Below are 15,656 nucleotides of genomic sequence, written 5' to 3' on the forward strand. Positions count from 1 at the left end.
TCCAATCTCCCCAGAATATTTCATCATAAGAATATCAGAGAATCAATATATTATCTAGATTAATTAATAAAGTTTATAATAATTTTAAATATACTTAATAAATTAATTCTTTTTTATATTCTTTTTATAGATGTGATTTCACTTGGATGATCTATAATCAAATCAGGATTTTCTGCCTCTAAAACTTCACGGTCTCTAAAGCCCCATGAGCATCCCACGGTAAAAATATTTGTATTTCTACCACATTTCATATCTACTTCACTATCACCAAAATACATAATTTCTGAAAATGGCACATCAAAATGGTTGGCGATAATCATAATGCCTTCTGGGGATGGCTTTCTTTTATAATCTTCCCTATATCCTAGGATGTAGTCAAAATATTTTTCGCCAAATATTGCTTTTAATACCCTATTGCTGGTTTCATCTGGCTTATTAGAAAAAGCAGCTAATATTTCCCCATTTTCCTTTAATTTATCTAGGGATTCTTTGATACCTTCAAAGGGTTTTGTAAGGTGTAGGGGATCGTTGTTGTAGGACTCGTTGTATCTATTATAGATTTCTTCTTTTAATAGCTCATCTCCGGTAAATCCAACATAATTTAAAGTTTTATCCAACAAAACTCTGGGACCATTGCCGACAAATTCTCGAGTTTTTTCTTTGGGAACTGATTTTAATCCGTATTTTTTGAAAGTTTCGTTTATATGAAAGTTTATTGAATCAATAGTATTTAAAAGTGTCCCGTCGATGTCAAATATATACATTTTACCTCCTTTACAAAATTTAAGTTCTTAGTCTATCTTTACCCTAATAGAATAATATTTTAATAATATTTTGGATAAAGTATGAAAAAAGGGCATAATTATTGGTAAGAATACTTTTGCAAATGTTTGCAATTTTGTCCCATTGTATATACAATGAAAGAAGAAAAGATTTTGAAAAGAGGGTTTTTATGAGTAATGTAAGAAATTTATCGATGCTCAGCGATTTTTATGAATTTACTATGGCCAATGCATATTTTAACCATGGTATGAAGGATACAATTGCTGTTTTTGATGCATTTTATAGGACAAATCCTGATGAAGGTGGATATTCCATCTTTGCAGGTTTAAACGATGTAATTGATTTTATAGAAAATCTACATTTTACAGAAGAAGATATAGCTTATCTAAAGGAAGTGGGAGATTTTTCTGATGGCTTCCTAGATTACCTACGTGATTTTAAATTCACCGGCGATGTCTGGGCCTTTCCTGAAGGATCAGTTATGTTTCCAAACGAGCCTATCATCACAGTTAAGGCACCTATTATAGAATGTTCTATAGTAGAAACTTACCTATTGCTATCAATGAATTTTAATTCACTAATCGCTACAAAAACAAGTAGGATAGTAAAGGCTGCTGGAGACAGGCTTGTAATGGAATTTGGTGCCCGCCGTGCCCAAGGAGCAGATGCTTCTCTAACAGGTGCAAGGTCTGCATTTATAGCTGGTGCACCAGTATCAAGTAATACACTTTCTGCAAAAACATATGGTTTTAAGCCATCTGGTACCATGGCCCATGCGTGGATTCAAGCCTTTGATAGTGAGTATGAAGCCTTTAAGATTTATGCAGAAAATTATCCAGAAAATTGCACACTTTTAATTGATACCTACGATACAATTAATAGCGGTCTACCAAATGCCATGCGTGTATTTAGAGAAGTTTTGGAACCAAAAGGCCTTACTGGCGGGGTAAGACTAGACTCTGGAGACCTTGCATACTTATCCAAAGAAATAAGAAAAATTTTGGATGATAATGGCTTTGAGGATACCAAAATCGTTGCAAGTAACTCTCTAGACGAGTTTAAAATCAACTCCCTAACTGCCCAAGGAGCAAAAATCGATGCCTTTGGTATTGGTGAAAGACTTATAACAAGTAAGTCTGACCCAGTTTTTGGTGGGGTATATAAGCTTGTAGGAATTTATGAAGATGATGAGCTAAAGGCCCGTATAAAGGTATCTGAAAACGTAGAAAAAATTACAACACCAGGCTTTAAAAATATTTATAGACTCTATGACAAAAACACTGGCAAGGCCGAGGCTGATTATATCACCCTACGCGAGGAAGAGGTGGATGATTCAAAACCACTTGTAATCTTTGACCCACTCTTTACATGGAAGATGAAAAAAATGGACAATTACGAAGCGCGTCTTATGCAAGTTCCTATTTTTGAAAACGGAAAATTAGTCTATGACCAACCATCTATAGAAGAAATCCACGACTACTGCAAAAAAGAACTAGATAGTATATGGGATGAAGTAAAAAGATTTGACCAACCACACAATTATTATGTAGACTTATCCCAAGACCTATGGAGCCTAAAGCAAAATCTAATTTTAGAAGCTAAAAGAGGCCAATGATTGCAATAATTACCGGGGCAAGTTCTGGAATCGGCAGAGAATTTGCTATCCAAGTTGATGATTTAAGCTATGATCAGATTTGGATAATAGCTCGCAGGAAAGACCGCCTAATAGAGCTTAAAAATCAGCTAAAAACAAAAAGCAAAATCCTTGCCCTGGATTTGCTTGACAGGGAAAGTTTCTTAAAAATATCAAATGAAATTGAAATTGCAAATCAAAAAGTCGGTCTCTTAGTAAATGCTGCAGGTGTGGGTTTTAATGATTATTTTGAAAATGTGAGTCTAGAAGAAAATCAAAGGATGATTGACTTAAATATTCTAGCACCCACCCAGCTTATAAAAGTGATTTTGCCTTACATGGCTGAAAACTCGGTGATTATAAATGTAGGATCTGTAGCAGGATTTATTCCTCAGCCAAAATTTGCGACCTATGCAGCTAGCAAATCGTATTTGATAAGCTTATCCCGCGCCTTAAATCGAGAATTGAAAGGCAGAAAAATCCATCTTACAAGTCTATGCCCAAATCCAGTTGAGACTGAGTTTGGAGCAATTGATAAAAATGGCATTAAAAAATACGGTATAGAGGATGTTCACAAGCTGGTGGAAATAGCTTTAAAAGAAGCTAAATACAAGGACATAATAACCGTCCATCCATCAGCAAAATTTATGAGACTAATTTCAAAAATAATACCCCACTCCTTTATGATGTGGCTTGAGAGGGTTTTGGGGATGTATTGAGAAAAATTCAAAGTAAGCATGCCATTTGAGGTTGACTTAGCGGTTTTGATTTTTAGGTATTATTAATAATTTTACAATAAAAAAGAGCCGGTTGGCTCTTTTTTTATGCTATATTTGACTCAATTATTGTTAGGTTTCCTTCAAATTCATAAGATGACACTTCATTTGTCAGGATAAAGAAGTCTCCCTTTTTGATATTGTATTCTTCTCCATCTACCCTTAGGACTCCTACTCCTTCTACAACTGCTTCTAATAGGTAAGGAGCATTTCTTATCAAGCTTACTCGGTTACTGGTTTCTAGTTTTCTTACTTCAAAAAATTCATTTTTTGTAAGTCTAGTTTTTGTAAGGTTGCCTGCTTCTTCTACATTTTTTTCATCTGCTATTTCATTTAATTTTATAGCTTGGATGGATTTGTCTATATGAAGTTCGCGTAGATTACCTTCTTTATCTGGGCGGTCGTAATCGTAAAGTCTATAAGTTATATCAGATGCCTGTTGGATTTCTAATATTAGACATCCCTTTTTAATGGCATGGACTGTACCTGCTGGCACAAAGAAAAAATCTCCCTTAGTGGCTGGGACTTCTTTTAAAACATCATCCCATTTTTTATTTTCAATTTTTTCAACAGCTTCATCCTTATCTTCAGCATTTAGTCCATAAATAATTGAAGCAGGACTTTCATTTAGGATATACCAGCATTCTGTTTTGCCCCTTGAGTTTTCAAGTTTTGCTCCCATTTGATCATCTGGGTGGACTTGGATAGATAGGTCATCTGTGGCATCAATTATTTTTACCAAAAGTGGGAAAGTTTCTTCACCTTCACCAGCAAATAATTCCTTATTATTTTTGTAAAGTTCTTTTAGTGTTTGGCCAGCAAGCTCTCCATTTATTACAACAGAACTTGCCTCATCCATGCCAGATATGGCCCAATATTCACCAACACTATCAGAATTTATATCATAGTCAAATTCGTCTTTTAATCTGGACCCGCCCCAAACCTTATCAACAAATTCTCCTTGTAAAATCAAAACTTTTTGCATATTTTCTCCTTAAAGTCTATTTAAAATATCAAGGGTGTCTTGGATATGGCCATCGCCTGGATTGTCGATGTCATCGTAGGGAGCACCCATGGTAACTATAATATATTCTTTCCCATTTTTGACTGAAAGTGTCGCCCAGCATAATCCTGCCTTGTCTGTTGTACCAGATTTGCCACCAATAATTTCAAAACCATCTTGGTCATAATTTTCAAGCTTGTCAAAAACTGTACTTGTCATATATAGGCCCTCTGGGTGGTGGTCGGTTGGCAGGGTCAGATAATTTTTCTTTGTAAAAATCGCCCTAAAATTGCCATCTTCTAAGGCATATTTTAATAGCATGGCCATGTCTTTGGCAGAGGAATAATGGCCTATATCATCCATGCCATCTACATTTTGAAAATGTGTGTTTTTTAGTCCCCACTCTTCAGATCTCTCATTCATAAGGCCTACAAATCCTAGTTCTGATCCTGAGATGTTGATTGCAAGCGAGTCTGCCGCCTCTCCGCCAGATGGGAGCATGGCGCCATATAGCAAATCACGATATGTTGTCATTTCCCCACCAAAAAAACCTGCCATTGATGCATTTTCTCCTACAAGTTGCTGGTAGGATTCTGTATCTACTGGTGCATAGGCTCCCAAATCATTTACTTTTTGTAAGGCTTCATAGACTGTCATCATCTTCGTAAGCGATGCCATTGCTAGTTTTTCATCTTCATTTTTGCCTGTGACCTTCCTATCATCAGTCAAATTGTAAACATAGACCGCTTTTGAGTTGTACTCGTAGACCTCACGGTTTTGGTAGCGGCTGATTAAAAAAAGACCTATTATGACTAAAGGAAGGATTAATAGTGTGTATGACCTTTTTTTCATAATACCCTCTGTAATATTTTTCATTTTTACTATACATCCACAAGTCTTTTTGACAAAGAAAAACCACCCTTTTGGGTGGCTTATTGTATCTTTAATTATTTTGCGTTTGCAATTGCATCGTTTACAGCTGATTTGAATGCTTCAGATGTTACTGTTGCGCCTGATACATTCTCAACGCCTTCTGTTCCGTTTGCTTCGATAATTGCATCTGTTAATTCTGGAATAGCTTTTGCTCCGATGTCTTCTGTTTCTGTGTGTTTTGTATCGATTGATTCGATTACACCGTCTTCTCCAAAGTTAACTGTTACTTTGATGTCTCCACCGTAACCTGCAACTGTTGCTTCACCTTTTGATGGTTGAGCTTCTTCAGCTGGAACTGTTTCTGTATTATCAGCATTATTTTCTGCTGTATTTGCATTGTTTCCACAAGCTGCAAATGTGAATGCCATAGCTGCTACTAGGGCAAATTTATTTAAGTTTTTCATAAAAATCTCCTTTTATGTAAGCCATTTTCGGCAAATTTTGAATGCGAATAAGTCGCTATGTCTTTTGTATAAGATATTATAACACATATTTTGATAAAATCAAGATTAACGATATTTTTTACTTAACATAAAATAATTTGATATTTCACTTGCTATCTATATCTATTTTTGTTTCTTTAACCTCGCCTGTCCTGGCGTTAAATAAGTATTCCTTGCCATCAGTCCTGATAAAAGAATAATTTATATCCTTACTGTAAGGGTTAAAGGAGCTCATCTGGTCAGTAGTATATGGGAGCAAATATGTTTCCTCAACATAGTTCTCTTTCATAAAGTTTTCCGCATAAGTTGTGCTGTATTTTGGCATGGAAAACATATATAGGGCTGTAATTATGATTGTTAGCAAATATTTAGGGTATCTAGGAGGTTTTTTTAGTCCGATTTCCATAAAATACATTATAGCTATTGGTAGGATAAATAAAATGATATTTATATGTTTATCAAAAAAAGTATGATTTACATACATAATTATAGCTATGGCAAGCCAAAAGAAAATGTCATCTCATGAAAATCTTTCTTTAATAGTCTCCCACATATGCCCTCCTTAATTTTCTATCTAAAACACTCATCAATTACTTGTCTAATATTTGATTTCTGTAATACCCCTATACCAGAAAATTCATTTTCATCAACAGAATTTTTTGCTACAAAGCACTTTTTATAGCCTAAACGTTCTAATTCTTTTATGCGCTGTTTAATTTGTGGTACTTTTTTAAGCTCTCCAGTAAGGCCTACTTCTGCAATAAAAACGGTTTTGTCATCTATGGGCTTTTTAAGCAGAGAAGATGCGATAGACATCATAATGGCAAGGTTTACTGATGGCTCTGACAATTTTAGGCCACCTGTAGTTTTTATAATTACATTGTAATCAAATAGATTTAGACCAGCACGCTCTTGTAAGATTGAAATCAAGGTGTTTAGGTCATCTTTTCTCAGCGAATCCCCAATCCTTTGCGGATATGGCAAAAATGATTTGCTGACTAAGGACTCAATTTCTACTTCTAAAAGCCTGGAGCCTTCCTTAGTAACAGATATGGCTGACCCTTCGATTTCATTTTCACGAGCTGTTATAAAATACTCACTAGGATTAGAAATCTCTATCAAACCATCTTCACTCATAGAAAATAAGCCGATCTCACCGGTGCGGCCAAATCTGTTTTTTGTAGAGGTTAGGACCCTTAAGTCCTCATCACTTTCTCCATCTAAAACTAAAACTGTATCTACCAAGTGTTCCAAAGTACGAAGTCCTGCCATTTCATTGGCCTTGGTCATATGCCCTATCATAATTATTGCGCGTTTTTTATGCTCATCTTTGGCAATTTCTACTGCCTTGTTGGCTACCTCTATGGTTTGAGTTGGGCTTCCAGCCTTATTATCAAACTCTGCTAGGGTAAAAGTTTGGATAGAGTCAAGAAAAACTACATCCGCATCTATGTTTTTTATCTCACTAACGGCACTATCCATAGAGTTTGTAGAAAGAATCCATACATTTTCAGGCAAGCTTTCCATTATCCTATCTGCACGGGATTTGATCTGGCTTTCTGATTCTTCTCCAGAAACATAAAGAACTTTTAAACCCTCATCTGCATAAGCCTTTGATAATTGGAGCAAGAGTGTAGATTTTCCTGCACCCGGGCGGGCAGTTAGGATTGTGACACTATCACGGACTAGTCCCCCTCCAACTGCACGATCAAATTCTTCAAAGCTTGACTTTATTCTTTCAGATTCGTTAATTTCAATAGTATTTAGTTTTTTTGCAGCCTTGTCATCAACAACTACACTTGCGTTTTTTTTGCTTTCCTTAACTGTTACTTCAATCAAAGACCCCCACTTGCCGCACTCTGGACATTTGCCTGCCCAAAGGGGTTGGGTGTGACCGCAATTGTTGCATTCAAAGGCTTTTTTTATTTTTGCCACTAATTTTCCTTTATAAATTTATTTACTGAGAAATTGTAGATTGCTTTTTGTGGATCTTTCTTGTACAAGGATTCATATATATCGCGAGGTTTTTCATCTCTTTTTAAAAGCTCTTCTAAAGGTTTTATATATTCATTATCTTCTTCTATCATGCCAGTAATTTGTAGCATCCATTCAGATATTTTCTTGTCCTTATATATGGTATTTATCCCTTGCATTACTGCCTTATCCTTTAGATTTTGTGATTTTTCATAGGTCATATCAGCAAATAATTGAGATAAGAATTCCAAAATTTGCTCATCATAGAACATATTTTTGATAAGGGCAACTGCTGCAAAATTGTATGGATATGGAACATTATCAGGCATTCTTACTTCTATATATTGTTTGGTCCTAACATCTGGAAAAACTATAGAAAGGGCATGATATACCATATCCTTACTCATATCTTGATCAAAGATTTCTTCGAAAGGAGTATCTCCTGTATAAATATCTTTTCCATTTTTATGGATAAATATACTGTCAGTAGCTAAGATTTTTTCTGCATATTTTCTGTATGATAGGTCATCTTCAAAAGCAAAAGGATAAGTACCTGTACGTGGTTTGTCGCAATTTTCCCAAATGGTTTGGCGAAGGTTATGCTTAGCATAAGCCTCTCCCTCAAAGATATAAGAATTGTCAAAGGTACTGTATAAAAATGTAGAAACTGCATTAGCAACAAAGAATTTTTTCTTAAAGTCTTCTTCATCTTTAAAGTCAATTGCTACCTGCAGGCTGCCCGATCCTTGCATCATATTTAATGGCATAGTTCCCCCAAATTCTCTAAAATATTTGGACATATATTTATAACGTTCTTTAGGAATAAAAGGCAGATCTGCAATTTTTGACTTTGGTTGATAACCTACTTGGGCTAAGAGCTGATTTTTCTTATCAAAAACAGGGACTAGATTTTTCATAACTTCTTTATAATTGTCAAAAAGTTCATCCATAGTTTTTTTAGCCCCAAAGGCAACTTCAAATTGGGCTGCAGGTTCTATAGAAACAGCAAAGCCATCACCAGAAAGTCCCATAATATTTTCGCCCTCGTATGTACCCTCATAGCCAAGTTTTTCAATCTCCATTAGAGAATCACGGACACCACCATCTTCTCCATAAGTGATAGTTTCCATAGTTTCTGCATCTATAGCAAAGTGCTCCACTTCAAAACCAACTTTGAAATTATCCTCACTTTTCTCTCCAGATTTTATATAATCAACAATTGCATCAATTTTTTTATCGTAGTTCATAACACCCTCGATTCTTAAATTTCATTTATATTATTATACATTAAAATTTAAAAATTTTAATTAATGCTTTTTATATTTAAAATTATATATTAAAATGTAGGTATGAAAACAGCATTTTACACAACAGATATTGGGATAATCAAAATAACCTATAAGCAAAAAATATCAAAAATTGAATTAGTAGACCAAATTGATGAAAATAATGATAGAACTTTAGAAACCGACAAAATTATTGGTCAAATAAATGAATATTTAGATGGCAAAAGAAAAGAATTTAGTATTTATGATTTATGTAAGGCAGAAGGCACAAATTTTCAGCAAAAAGTCTGGCAAGAGCTTTTAAACATCCCCTATGGCCAAACAAAAACTTATAAGGACATAGCAAAAAATATAGGAAATGAAAAAGCAGTCAGAGCAGTTGCCACTGTCATCGGCAAAAATCCACTAATGGTAATTATCCCCTGCCACAGAGTCATAGGCAGTGACGGGAAAATGCATGGCTATGCCTATGGGATTAATCTTAAGAAAAAATTACTTGACCTTGAAAATTCTATATAATTTTTTTATAAATTATATATAGAAAAAAATTTGGTTAAGCTTCGGTATCAAGATTGTTAACTAAGTTTTCATATATTAAGCTCATCTTCTATATATGGAAGTAACATTAATTTATTTGCATCTAGAACAATCAAGTTTTCTTGCTGATTAACATATTTTTGGCTAGCAATAGTTAGACTTGCCTTGTCAATAACTAAAACTAGATTTAAATTTTGATTGTCTATTGCTAATTTATAGGTGAATAGTTTTTTTAAAATATTTTGAATTTGCTTTTCATTAATAGAATGATTTTTTGATACATTTTTAAATTCAAATAAAAATTTTTGTCCATCTTTTATAGCTACGAGGTCTAATCTGATTATCCTATTTTCTCCATATTTTATCGGGTATTCTCTATATAGAGTATATCCTTTTTCTAGTAGCGCATTATTTAATAAATTTATTTTATTATAGTTTAAAGGTGATGATATAAATTGTAGAATATTCAGTAATTTTTGAGGTTTAATTTTTATTACAGCTTTTTTCTTACCTCTATAATCGTTAAATCCTATAAGCATATCATTTATAACTGTAAAATCACCATGAGCTACACAGTTTCTAATACAGCGTAATAAGTCTTCTGTTTTAGTTTTATCCCTTCCCTTTACAATTATAATTTTTTGACAATTTATGCAAATTTCATCGTGATAGAAATTCCATGTATTTTCATTAATTTGCTGGTCATTTTCCAAAAATATGCAATCTTGTTCACACATATCAAGAGAATTTAATATGTATGAAAATGTTAGATTTTCATATGCCTTGTCTTTTATGAGACTATTTTTTTTAGATTGCTTTGAATCAATATTTGGAATATACCACAAAAGCATCTGGATAGCATCCAGTACTGTTTTGTCCCAATTCTTAGGCTTAGGATCATGATTTAAGCTAAATTCTACAAAATGTGAATTTGCACAGCACTTATTAAAGACCATTTTCATCTCCCTATCATTAAATTATATACTCTTCATCTACAAATTAACCCTTACTTATATATAGAAATTTTTAGGATTTTTTCCCGATTTTTTTACTTCTTAGCATAATTACAATAAATAAGACCAAAAATAGTCCTGTTAGTATCCGTGCAAAAATTGTGCGAGGCATAAAATGCCCTTGCAAGATATATATGGACAAAAGGCAGGATAGTCCATTTATTATTTTATATAAAGTTCCAAAACTTGTTAGCGAAAAGCTATAAATCGTATAAATAATCAGTAGTATGGGATAAAGTATAATGACGTTTCTAAAAAAATTGACATTGGCTATGTATGGCTCATAGTCTATTGTCTGATAAGATCCTATATATTCTTCAAAGGCTTTTGTGTTTGAAATTGCCCTGGCATGGATGATTGTAAATATGATGATTAATACTGATAGGCCAAGGATTGCTAGGCTTACTTGTCTTTGTTTTTCTAGATTTTTTATTTTTTCCATAATCTACCTTTCTTGTATTTACTAGTGTATTATTACCCCAAATCCAGTAATTTTTTACAAAATAAAACCACCCCTTGGGGTGGCTTTGAGTAGCTATTATCTCATGTTTATTCTGCTGTTTCTACTGCTAGGGCTTCCTTTTTTTGACCTGCTACATTTTCAAAATTTAGTTCATCATTTTTTACTGATAGGTGGATTATGGCATCCCTATTTAGTTTGTTATCTAGGATATCTTCTGCTAGCCTATCGTCTATCATTTTTGTGATGTGACGTTCTAGTGGCCTTGCCCCGTATTCTTCATTAAATCCTTCTTTTGCTAGAATTTTTACTACTTCGTCATCATAAGTGATGTCGATGTCGATGTTGTTTAGTCTTTGTCTGGTTTTTTCTAGCATTAGTCGTGTAATTTCTTCAATGTTTGCCTCACTTAGTGGGTTAAACATGATTACTTTATCTAACCTATTTAAAAACTCTGGTGCAAAGGCATCTTTTACCTCGCGTTCTATGATTTCACGGGTGCGGTCGGCATTTTTTTCTTCTGGATTGCCTGTTTCAAATCCTATGGCTTGTTTTTCGTTTAGGCTTGATACACCAACGTTACTTGTCATTATTATAATTGTATTTTTAAAGTCTACTGTGCGGCCTTGGCCATCTGTTAGTCTACCGTCATCTAGGATTTGTAATAATAAATTGAAAATATCTGGGTGGGCTTTTTCGATTTCATCAAATAAAATTACTGAATATGGGTGATTTCTCACTTGTTCTGTCAATTGTCCACCTTCTTCATAGCCTACATATCCTGGAGGAGAACCTACCAAACGAGATACGGCAAATTTTTCCATATACTCACTCATATCCATACGAATTAGGTGGTCTTCTGATCCAAATATATTTTCAGCTAAGGATTTTGCTAGATAAGTTTTACCAACACCTGTTGGCCCTACAAAGATAAATGATCCGATTGGTTTGGATGGATCTTTTAGTCCAACTCTGGCACGTTTTATGGCGTGGGCTACTGATTTTATAGCTTCTTCTTGGCCAATTACTGTGCCCTCTAATTGCTTATCAAGGCTTGCATATTTTTGTTTTTCATCTTCAGTTAATTTTGTAACTGGAACTTTTGACCATGATGCAACTATGCTTGCAATGTCATCAAAACCTATAAATAAGTTTTTCTTATCCTTATTTTTCTTTTCGATTTCTGCTTCGATTTCAAATCTGGCTTGGTTGATTTGATCACGTAGTTGTGCAGCTTTTTCAAAGTCTTGGTCTTTTACTGCCTGCTCTTTTTCACGAACTAGGTCATTGATCTTATCTTCTGGGTTAGAATCACTTTCTTCTTCTTGGTAGGCCTTGATGCGGACCTTACTCATGGCCTCATCTAGGACATCTATGGCCTTATCTGGCAAAAATCTATCGTTTATATACCTATCTGTTAGCTCAACTGCAGCATAAATTGCTTCTTCAGTCATTTCTACCCCGTGGTGGGACTCATATTTATCTCTGACACCCTTGATTATTTTCCTGGTGTCTGATAATGATGGCTCTTCCACTTGGATAGGTTGCATACGACGGGTTAGGGCGCTGTCTTTTTCTATATATTTTCTGTATTCTTCTATGGTTGTAGCACCGATTATTTGAATGTCACCCTTGGCAAGGATTGGTTTTAAGATATTTGCAGCATCCATAGATCCTTCTGCTGCTCCTGCCCCAAGTACCATATGAAATTCGTCGATAAATAGGATTACATCATCGCGGGTTGCTAGCTCATCAAATAGCTTTTTTAGCCTCTCTTCAAAGTCACCACGGTATTTTGTACCTGCAATCATACTTGCTAAATCTAGGCTAAGTATAGTTTTATCCTTAATTATCTTTGGCACTTCGCCTTCTACAATTCTTTGGGCAAGACCTTCTGAAATTGCAGTTTTACCTACACCTGGCTCACCGATAAGGATTGGGTTATTTTTTGTCCTTCGCATCAAAATTTGGATGACGCGTTCTATTTCTACATCACGGCCTATTACTGGGTCAATCTTGCCTGTTTTTGCTTCTTCATTTAAATCACGAGCAAATTTTGAAACATTTTCACTAAGTTCACTTGACGAACCAACTACTTCTGGTTGGTCATTTAGTAGGTCTTTTAAATTTCTTTTTACAATATCTTTTTCTACTCCCGATAGCAAAAACATGATGTTTGTTAGGGAGTCTTCGTCTTCAAGGATTGCAAATAATACATTTTCTTCTCCTGCAGAAGATTGGCCATATTTGTTTGCATTTAGCCTTGCTAGTTCTAAAACCTGTCTTACTTTTTTGCTATATTCTGTTGCAGGGCGCATGGCTTGGCCTTTGCCTATATTATTTATTACAACTTGGCGAAGCAAATCATAGTTTGCTCCAGCGGCCTCTAATGCTTTTGTTGCAACAGAACCTGTTTTCATTAATGCAAGGAGCAAGTGCTCTGTACCAATATAGTCGTGGTTTAGAGAGTAGCTTTCGCGCCTTGCCTGTTGGGTTAATTTATTTAATCTATTAGCTTCCATTGCCTCTCCTTCATATAAGAGTTCAAAAACTCTGATCTTTCAGGGTCTTTTTTGCCCTTGTACTTATTTTTTGTCAGATTAAATATTAAATAGTCTAACTCGTTGCTTGTCAAATCAGTATTAAATCCAAGTTTGTTGTATTTTTTAAGCTTGAAAAGCTCATCTGCAATTGTATTTAAACTGTTTAGCTTGCTTGAGTTTAGAGTATTTAAACTTATTGCTATCTGTTCTATAATCTCATCATCAGAAATATTATTTAATAACTGATAATCTCTTCTAAATCTTCTTTCATTTCTTACTAGAGAATCAATATTAGCACTCATTTTTAGGACATAGTCATCCATATCATCACGATAATTTCCAAAATTCTTCACTAGGTAAATGTCATTTACATATTTGTCATAATAGGCCGGAATGTATCTTGTCCCATACATACCGTGGCTAAGTAAACCTTGTTTGAAACCATAATATGATTCCTCAGCATCCACTAGGGCAAATAAAAACATCTTTAGTCTGATTTCAAGCCCTGCCCCATTATTTCGTCCATCACTAGTCAGATACCCATATTGGGCCTTAAAGGCAAAATCAAATTTTTCGTCTAATTCTTTTTCAATTTCACTTGCTTTTTTGTAGGCCTTTTTGACATCCATATCAAAGTTGCGGATATTTATAGCTATATGGTCACGATCGTTGATTGTTATGATGTAATCATCAGCAAAAACTACTGCAATTTGTGCAAGTTTGCTAGTAACATCTTCTGAAAGGACCATGTCATTTATGAGTTTATTTAGGGTATTATCATCTATTTCATTTAACAAAACTAGGTTATCTGGATAAATATCCCTAAACATTTCCACAATCTTTTCACTATCTTCATAGGTAATTGTTGTTGGAAAATCAAATCCCTTTATATTTCTTCTAATAGAAAGATTTGAATTTAGAATGATATCTTTTGAATAATCTATCAATTTTTCACCTTCATATTTAAATCATCTAATTGTTCTTTTAAGTCAGCAGCTTGTTCATAATCCTCGGTAGCTATTGAGTGGTCTAGCTTTTCTTGGAGGGTCTTTATCTCAAGTGCCATTTCCTTAAATTCACGGTCTTTTTTTGGTAGCCTACCTGTGTATTTATCATAATTATTATAGGTTTTTAAAACCTTTTGGGTTAGGCTTTTATTTAGTTTAAAACACTCTTCACAACCAAATATTCCTTGGCGGATATTTGACTCAAGATTGCCACAATTTGGGCAAGTTTTTTCATTTAAACCTTCCATATATGAAAATGGTTGGTTATTTTGATTGTATTTATATTCATAATATCCATCGATCATATCATCTAGGGATGGTACAAATCTTTGGATAAGACTTTCTAAATTTTTGTTATTTAAATTAAGTTTATGAAATCCGTCTTCATTAATATCAGCACTGTCAGTCATATCTGTGTATGTTTTTAAACAATCATTGCACAAATAAAAGTCATGCTCATGTCCATTTACTATAGCCTTGACACTTACAGAAGCATCCTTGCCACATTTTTCACATTTCATAATTAACTCCTTGCTAAAACACTTAATAGAATATTTTTTATGATGTCAGAACGTATACCATTGCGATTTTTGCTATCAACTCCACACAGAGCCTTATCGCTTGTAGCATATTTTGCCATCAAAAACTCATCCTTGGTAAAGTATTTTTTACTATATAAATCCTTAAACAAGCTATCAGCGTTTGCCTCAGTCATTTGCCTGTTTAGGTTTTTGATTAAATATGTTAAATAATTATCTTCTTCTACTATGGTTATGATTTTGATAAAACCATTGCCACCACGTTTACTTTCTATAAGATACCCGTTGTGTGGGGTAAATCTTGTCGAAAGCACGTAATTTATCTGGCTAGGTGCACAATCAAATTGCATGGCCAAATCATTGCGTCCAATCTCAAGCATACCATCAGTAGATTCTTCTAGCATAGCCTTTAAAAATCTCTCAATATCTGATGTAAGACCTGCCATATATTCACCTACTTTCCTAAGTGTCTTTTTATTTTACAATTATATATCAAAAGGTCAAGAAAAAACTCTGACCTTTTGACTATCTCTGACCTTTTTTATTAAAAAATAAGAATCTCTTTAATGATTCTATTAAAACTGTACTTTTTTTCACTACTTTTTCAAGGTCAATGCCAGTAAGACCAACAATGTAATAATTAAGAATATTTTTTCATAACAATCCAAGTATTGCCACAAATTTTACTCCTCTAACTATTGCAAATTTGCTATAAATTAAAGTGTA

16 protein-coding genes are annotated in these 15,656 nt (G+C 34.1%); 3 read left to right on the forward strand and 13 right to left on the reverse strand.

The window, feature by feature from the left end; all coding sequences use genetic code 11:
* Positions 1 to 113: 113 nt before the first annotated feature.
* Positions 114 to 764 carry an HAD family hydrolase gene (locus tag ACF3NF_RS03560; protein WP_394024252.1) on the reverse strand — a complete coding sequence of 217 codons (651 nt, stop codon included), beginning with the start codon at positions 762 to 764 and terminating at the stop codon, positions 114 to 116.
* Positions 765 to 952: 188 nt separating this feature from the next.
* Here ACF3NF_RS03560 and ACF3NF_RS03565 point away from each other — a divergent pair, with 188 nt between their 5' ends.
* Positions 953 to 2,398: a nicotinate phosphoribosyltransferase gene (locus ACF3NF_RS03565; RefSeq protein ID WP_394024254.1), complete on the forward strand. Its 1,446-nt coding sequence runs from the start codon at positions 953 to 955 to the stop codon at positions 2,396 to 2,398.
* Positions 2,395 to 3,135, forward strand: coding sequence for an SDR family NAD(P)-dependent oxidoreductase (locus ACF3NF_RS03570; protein WP_394024256.1), 741 nt, complete (start codon positions 2,395 to 2,397; stop codon positions 3,133 to 3,135). Before ACF3NF_RS03565 ends, ACF3NF_RS03570 begins: the two co-directional genes overlap by 4 nt.
* Positions 3,136 to 3,238: 103 nt before the next feature.
* Here ACF3NF_RS03570 and ACF3NF_RS03575 read toward each other — a convergent pair whose 3' ends face one another.
* The 6 genes from ACF3NF_RS03575 to ACF3NF_RS03600 all read right to left on the reverse strand — a co-directional run bounded on the left by ACF3NF_RS03575 (position 3,239) and on the right by ACF3NF_RS03600 (position 8,792).
* Positions 3,239 to 4,177, reverse strand: a complete 939-nt coding sequence (locus tag ACF3NF_RS03575) for a type I phosphomannose isomerase catalytic subunit (protein ID WP_394024258.1) — start codon at positions 4,175 to 4,177, stop codon at positions 3,239 to 3,241.
* Positions 4,178 to 4,186: 9 nt separating this feature from the next.
* Positions 4,187 to 5,047: a D-alanyl-D-alanine carboxypeptidase family protein gene (locus ACF3NF_RS03580; protein ID WP_394024260.1), complete on the reverse strand. Its 861-nt coding sequence runs from the start codon at positions 5,045 to 5,047 to the stop codon at positions 4,187 to 4,189.
* 95 nt (positions 5,048 to 5,142) lie between these two features.
* Entirely contained in the window at positions 5,143 to 5,532 is a 390-nt protein-coding gene (locus ACF3NF_RS03585) for an FMN-binding protein (RefSeq protein ID WP_394024262.1), read from the reverse strand.
* Positions 5,533 to 5,677: 145 nt separating this feature from the next.
* Complete coding sequence (locus ACF3NF_RS03590) at positions 5,678 to 6,055, reverse strand: hypothetical protein (RefSeq protein WP_394024264.1); 378 nt, start codon at positions 6,053 to 6,055, stop codon at positions 5,678 to 5,680.
* A gap of 86 nt (positions 6,056 to 6,141) precedes the next feature.
* Positions 6,142 to 7,506 carry a DNA repair protein RadA gene (gene radA / locus ACF3NF_RS03595; protein WP_394024266.1) on the reverse strand — a complete coding sequence of 455 codons (1,365 nt, stop codon included), beginning with the start codon at positions 7,504 to 7,506 and terminating at the stop codon, positions 6,142 to 6,144.
* Positions 7,506 to 8,792 (reverse strand): glutamate-cysteine ligase family protein, encoded by a 1,287-nt coding sequence (locus ACF3NF_RS03600; RefSeq protein WP_394024268.1) that lies wholly within the window; start codon positions 8,790 to 8,792, stop codon positions 7,506 to 7,508. The genes radA and ACF3NF_RS03600 overlap by 1 nt, the downstream gene beginning before the upstream one ends.
* A gap of 102 nt (positions 8,793 to 8,894) precedes the next feature.
* On the opposite strand from ACF3NF_RS03600, the gene ACF3NF_RS03605 reads away from it, so the two are divergent.
* Entirely contained in the window at positions 8,895 to 9,350 is a 456-nt protein-coding gene (locus tag ACF3NF_RS03605; protein ID WP_394024270.1) for a methylated-DNA--[protein]-cysteine S-methyltransferase, read from the forward strand.
* Positions 9,351 to 9,418: 68 nt separating this feature from the next.
* On the opposite strand, the gene ACF3NF_RS03610 is transcribed toward ACF3NF_RS03605, so the two are convergent.
* From ACF3NF_RS03610 to ACF3NF_RS03635, 6 genes are all read right to left on the reverse strand, one after another.
* The gene (locus tag ACF3NF_RS03610) at positions 9,419 to 10,324 is read right to left on the reverse strand and encodes a hypothetical protein (RefSeq protein ID WP_394024272.1); all 906 of its coding nucleotides are present in this window, start codon (positions 10,322 to 10,324) and stop codon (positions 9,419 to 9,421) included.
* A gap of 70 nt (positions 10,325 to 10,394) precedes the next feature.
* Entirely contained in the window at positions 10,395 to 10,823 is a 429-nt protein-coding gene (locus ACF3NF_RS03615) for a hypothetical protein (protein WP_394024274.1), read from the reverse strand.
* A gap of 107 nt (positions 10,824 to 10,930) precedes the next feature.
* Complete coding sequence (locus ACF3NF_RS03620) at positions 10,931 to 13,363, reverse strand: ATP-dependent Clp protease ATP-binding subunit (protein WP_394024276.1); 2,433 nt, start codon at positions 13,361 to 13,363, stop codon at positions 10,931 to 10,933.
* Positions 13,345 to 14,331: an ATP--guanido phosphotransferase gene (locus tag ACF3NF_RS03625; protein WP_394024278.1), complete on the reverse strand. Its 987-nt coding sequence runs from the start codon at positions 14,329 to 14,331 to the stop codon at positions 13,345 to 13,347. Before ACF3NF_RS03625 ends, ACF3NF_RS03620 begins: the two co-directional genes overlap by 19 nt.
* On the reverse strand, positions 14,328 to 14,912 hold the full coding sequence (locus tag ACF3NF_RS03630) for a transcriptional regulator (protein WP_394024280.1): 585 nt from the start codon (positions 14,910 to 14,912) through the stop codon (positions 14,328 to 14,330). Before ACF3NF_RS03630 ends, ACF3NF_RS03625 begins: the two co-directional genes overlap by 4 nt.
* 2 nt (positions 14,913 to 14,914) lie before the next feature.
* A complete protein-coding gene (locus ACF3NF_RS03635) occupies positions 14,915 to 15,376 on the reverse strand; it encodes a CtsR family transcriptional regulator (RefSeq protein ID WP_262123109.1) in 462 nt (153 codons plus the stop codon).
* Positions 15,377 to 15,656 lie beyond the last annotated feature (280 nt).

It is taken from the genome of Anaerococcus martiniensis (assembly GCF_043187485.1).
In the GTDB taxonomy this organism is placed as follows: domain Bacteria; phylum Bacillota; class Clostridia; order Tissierellales; family Peptoniphilaceae; genus Anaerococcus; species Anaerococcus martiniensis.

Excerpts from the sequence above, each read along its gene's own strand:
- ACF3NF_RS03560 (WP_394024252.1), bottom strand. The coding sequence starts at position 764 with ATGTATATATTTGACATCGACGGGACACTTTTAAATACTATTGATTCA.
- ACF3NF_RS03565 (WP_394024254.1), top strand. The coding sequence starts at position 953 with ATGAGTAATGTAAGAAATTTATCGATGCTCAGCGATTTTTATGAATTT.
- ACF3NF_RS03570 (WP_394024256.1), top strand. The coding sequence starts at position 2,395 with ATGATTGCAATAATTACCGGGGCAAGTTCTGGAATCGGCAGAGAATTT.
- ACF3NF_RS03575 (WP_394024258.1), bottom strand. The coding sequence starts at position 4,177 with ATGCAAAAAGTTTTGATTTTACAAGGAGAATTTGTTGATAAGGTTTGG.
- ACF3NF_RS03580 (WP_394024260.1), bottom strand. The coding sequence starts at position 5,047 with ATGAAAAAAAGGTCATACACACTATTAATCCTTCCTTTAGTCATAATA.
- ACF3NF_RS03585 (WP_394024262.1), bottom strand. The coding sequence starts at position 5,532 with ATGAAAAACTTAAATAAATTTGCCCTAGTAGCAGCTATGGCATTCACA.
- ACF3NF_RS03590 (WP_394024264.1), bottom strand. The coding sequence starts at position 6,055 with ATGTATGTAAATCATACTTTTTTTGATAAACATATAAATATCATTTTA.
- ACF3NF_RS03600 (WP_394024268.1), bottom strand. The coding sequence starts at position 8,792 with ATGAACTACGATAAAAAAATTGATGCAATTGTTGATTATATAAAATCT.
- ACF3NF_RS03605 (WP_394024270.1), top strand. The coding sequence starts at position 8,895 with ATGAAAACAGCATTTTACACAACAGATATTGGGATAATCAAAATAACC.
- ACF3NF_RS03610 (WP_394024272.1), bottom strand. The coding sequence starts at position 10,324 with ATGGTCTTTAATAAGTGCTGTGCAAATTCACATTTTGTAGAATTTAGC.
- ACF3NF_RS03615 (WP_394024274.1), bottom strand. The coding sequence starts at position 10,823 with ATGGAAAAAATAAAAAATCTAGAAAAACAAAGACAAGTAAGCCTAGCA.
- ACF3NF_RS03620 (WP_394024276.1), bottom strand. The coding sequence starts at position 13,363 with ATGGAAGCTAATAGATTAAATAAATTAACCCAACAGGCAAGGCGCGAA.
- ACF3NF_RS03630 (WP_394024280.1), bottom strand. The coding sequence starts at position 14,912 with ATGAAATGTGAAAAATGTGGCAAGGATGCTTCTGTAAGTGTCAAGGCT.
- ACF3NF_RS03635 (WP_262123109.1), bottom strand. The coding sequence starts at position 15,376 with ATGGCAGGTCTTACATCAGATATTGAGAGATTTTTAAAGGCTATGCTA.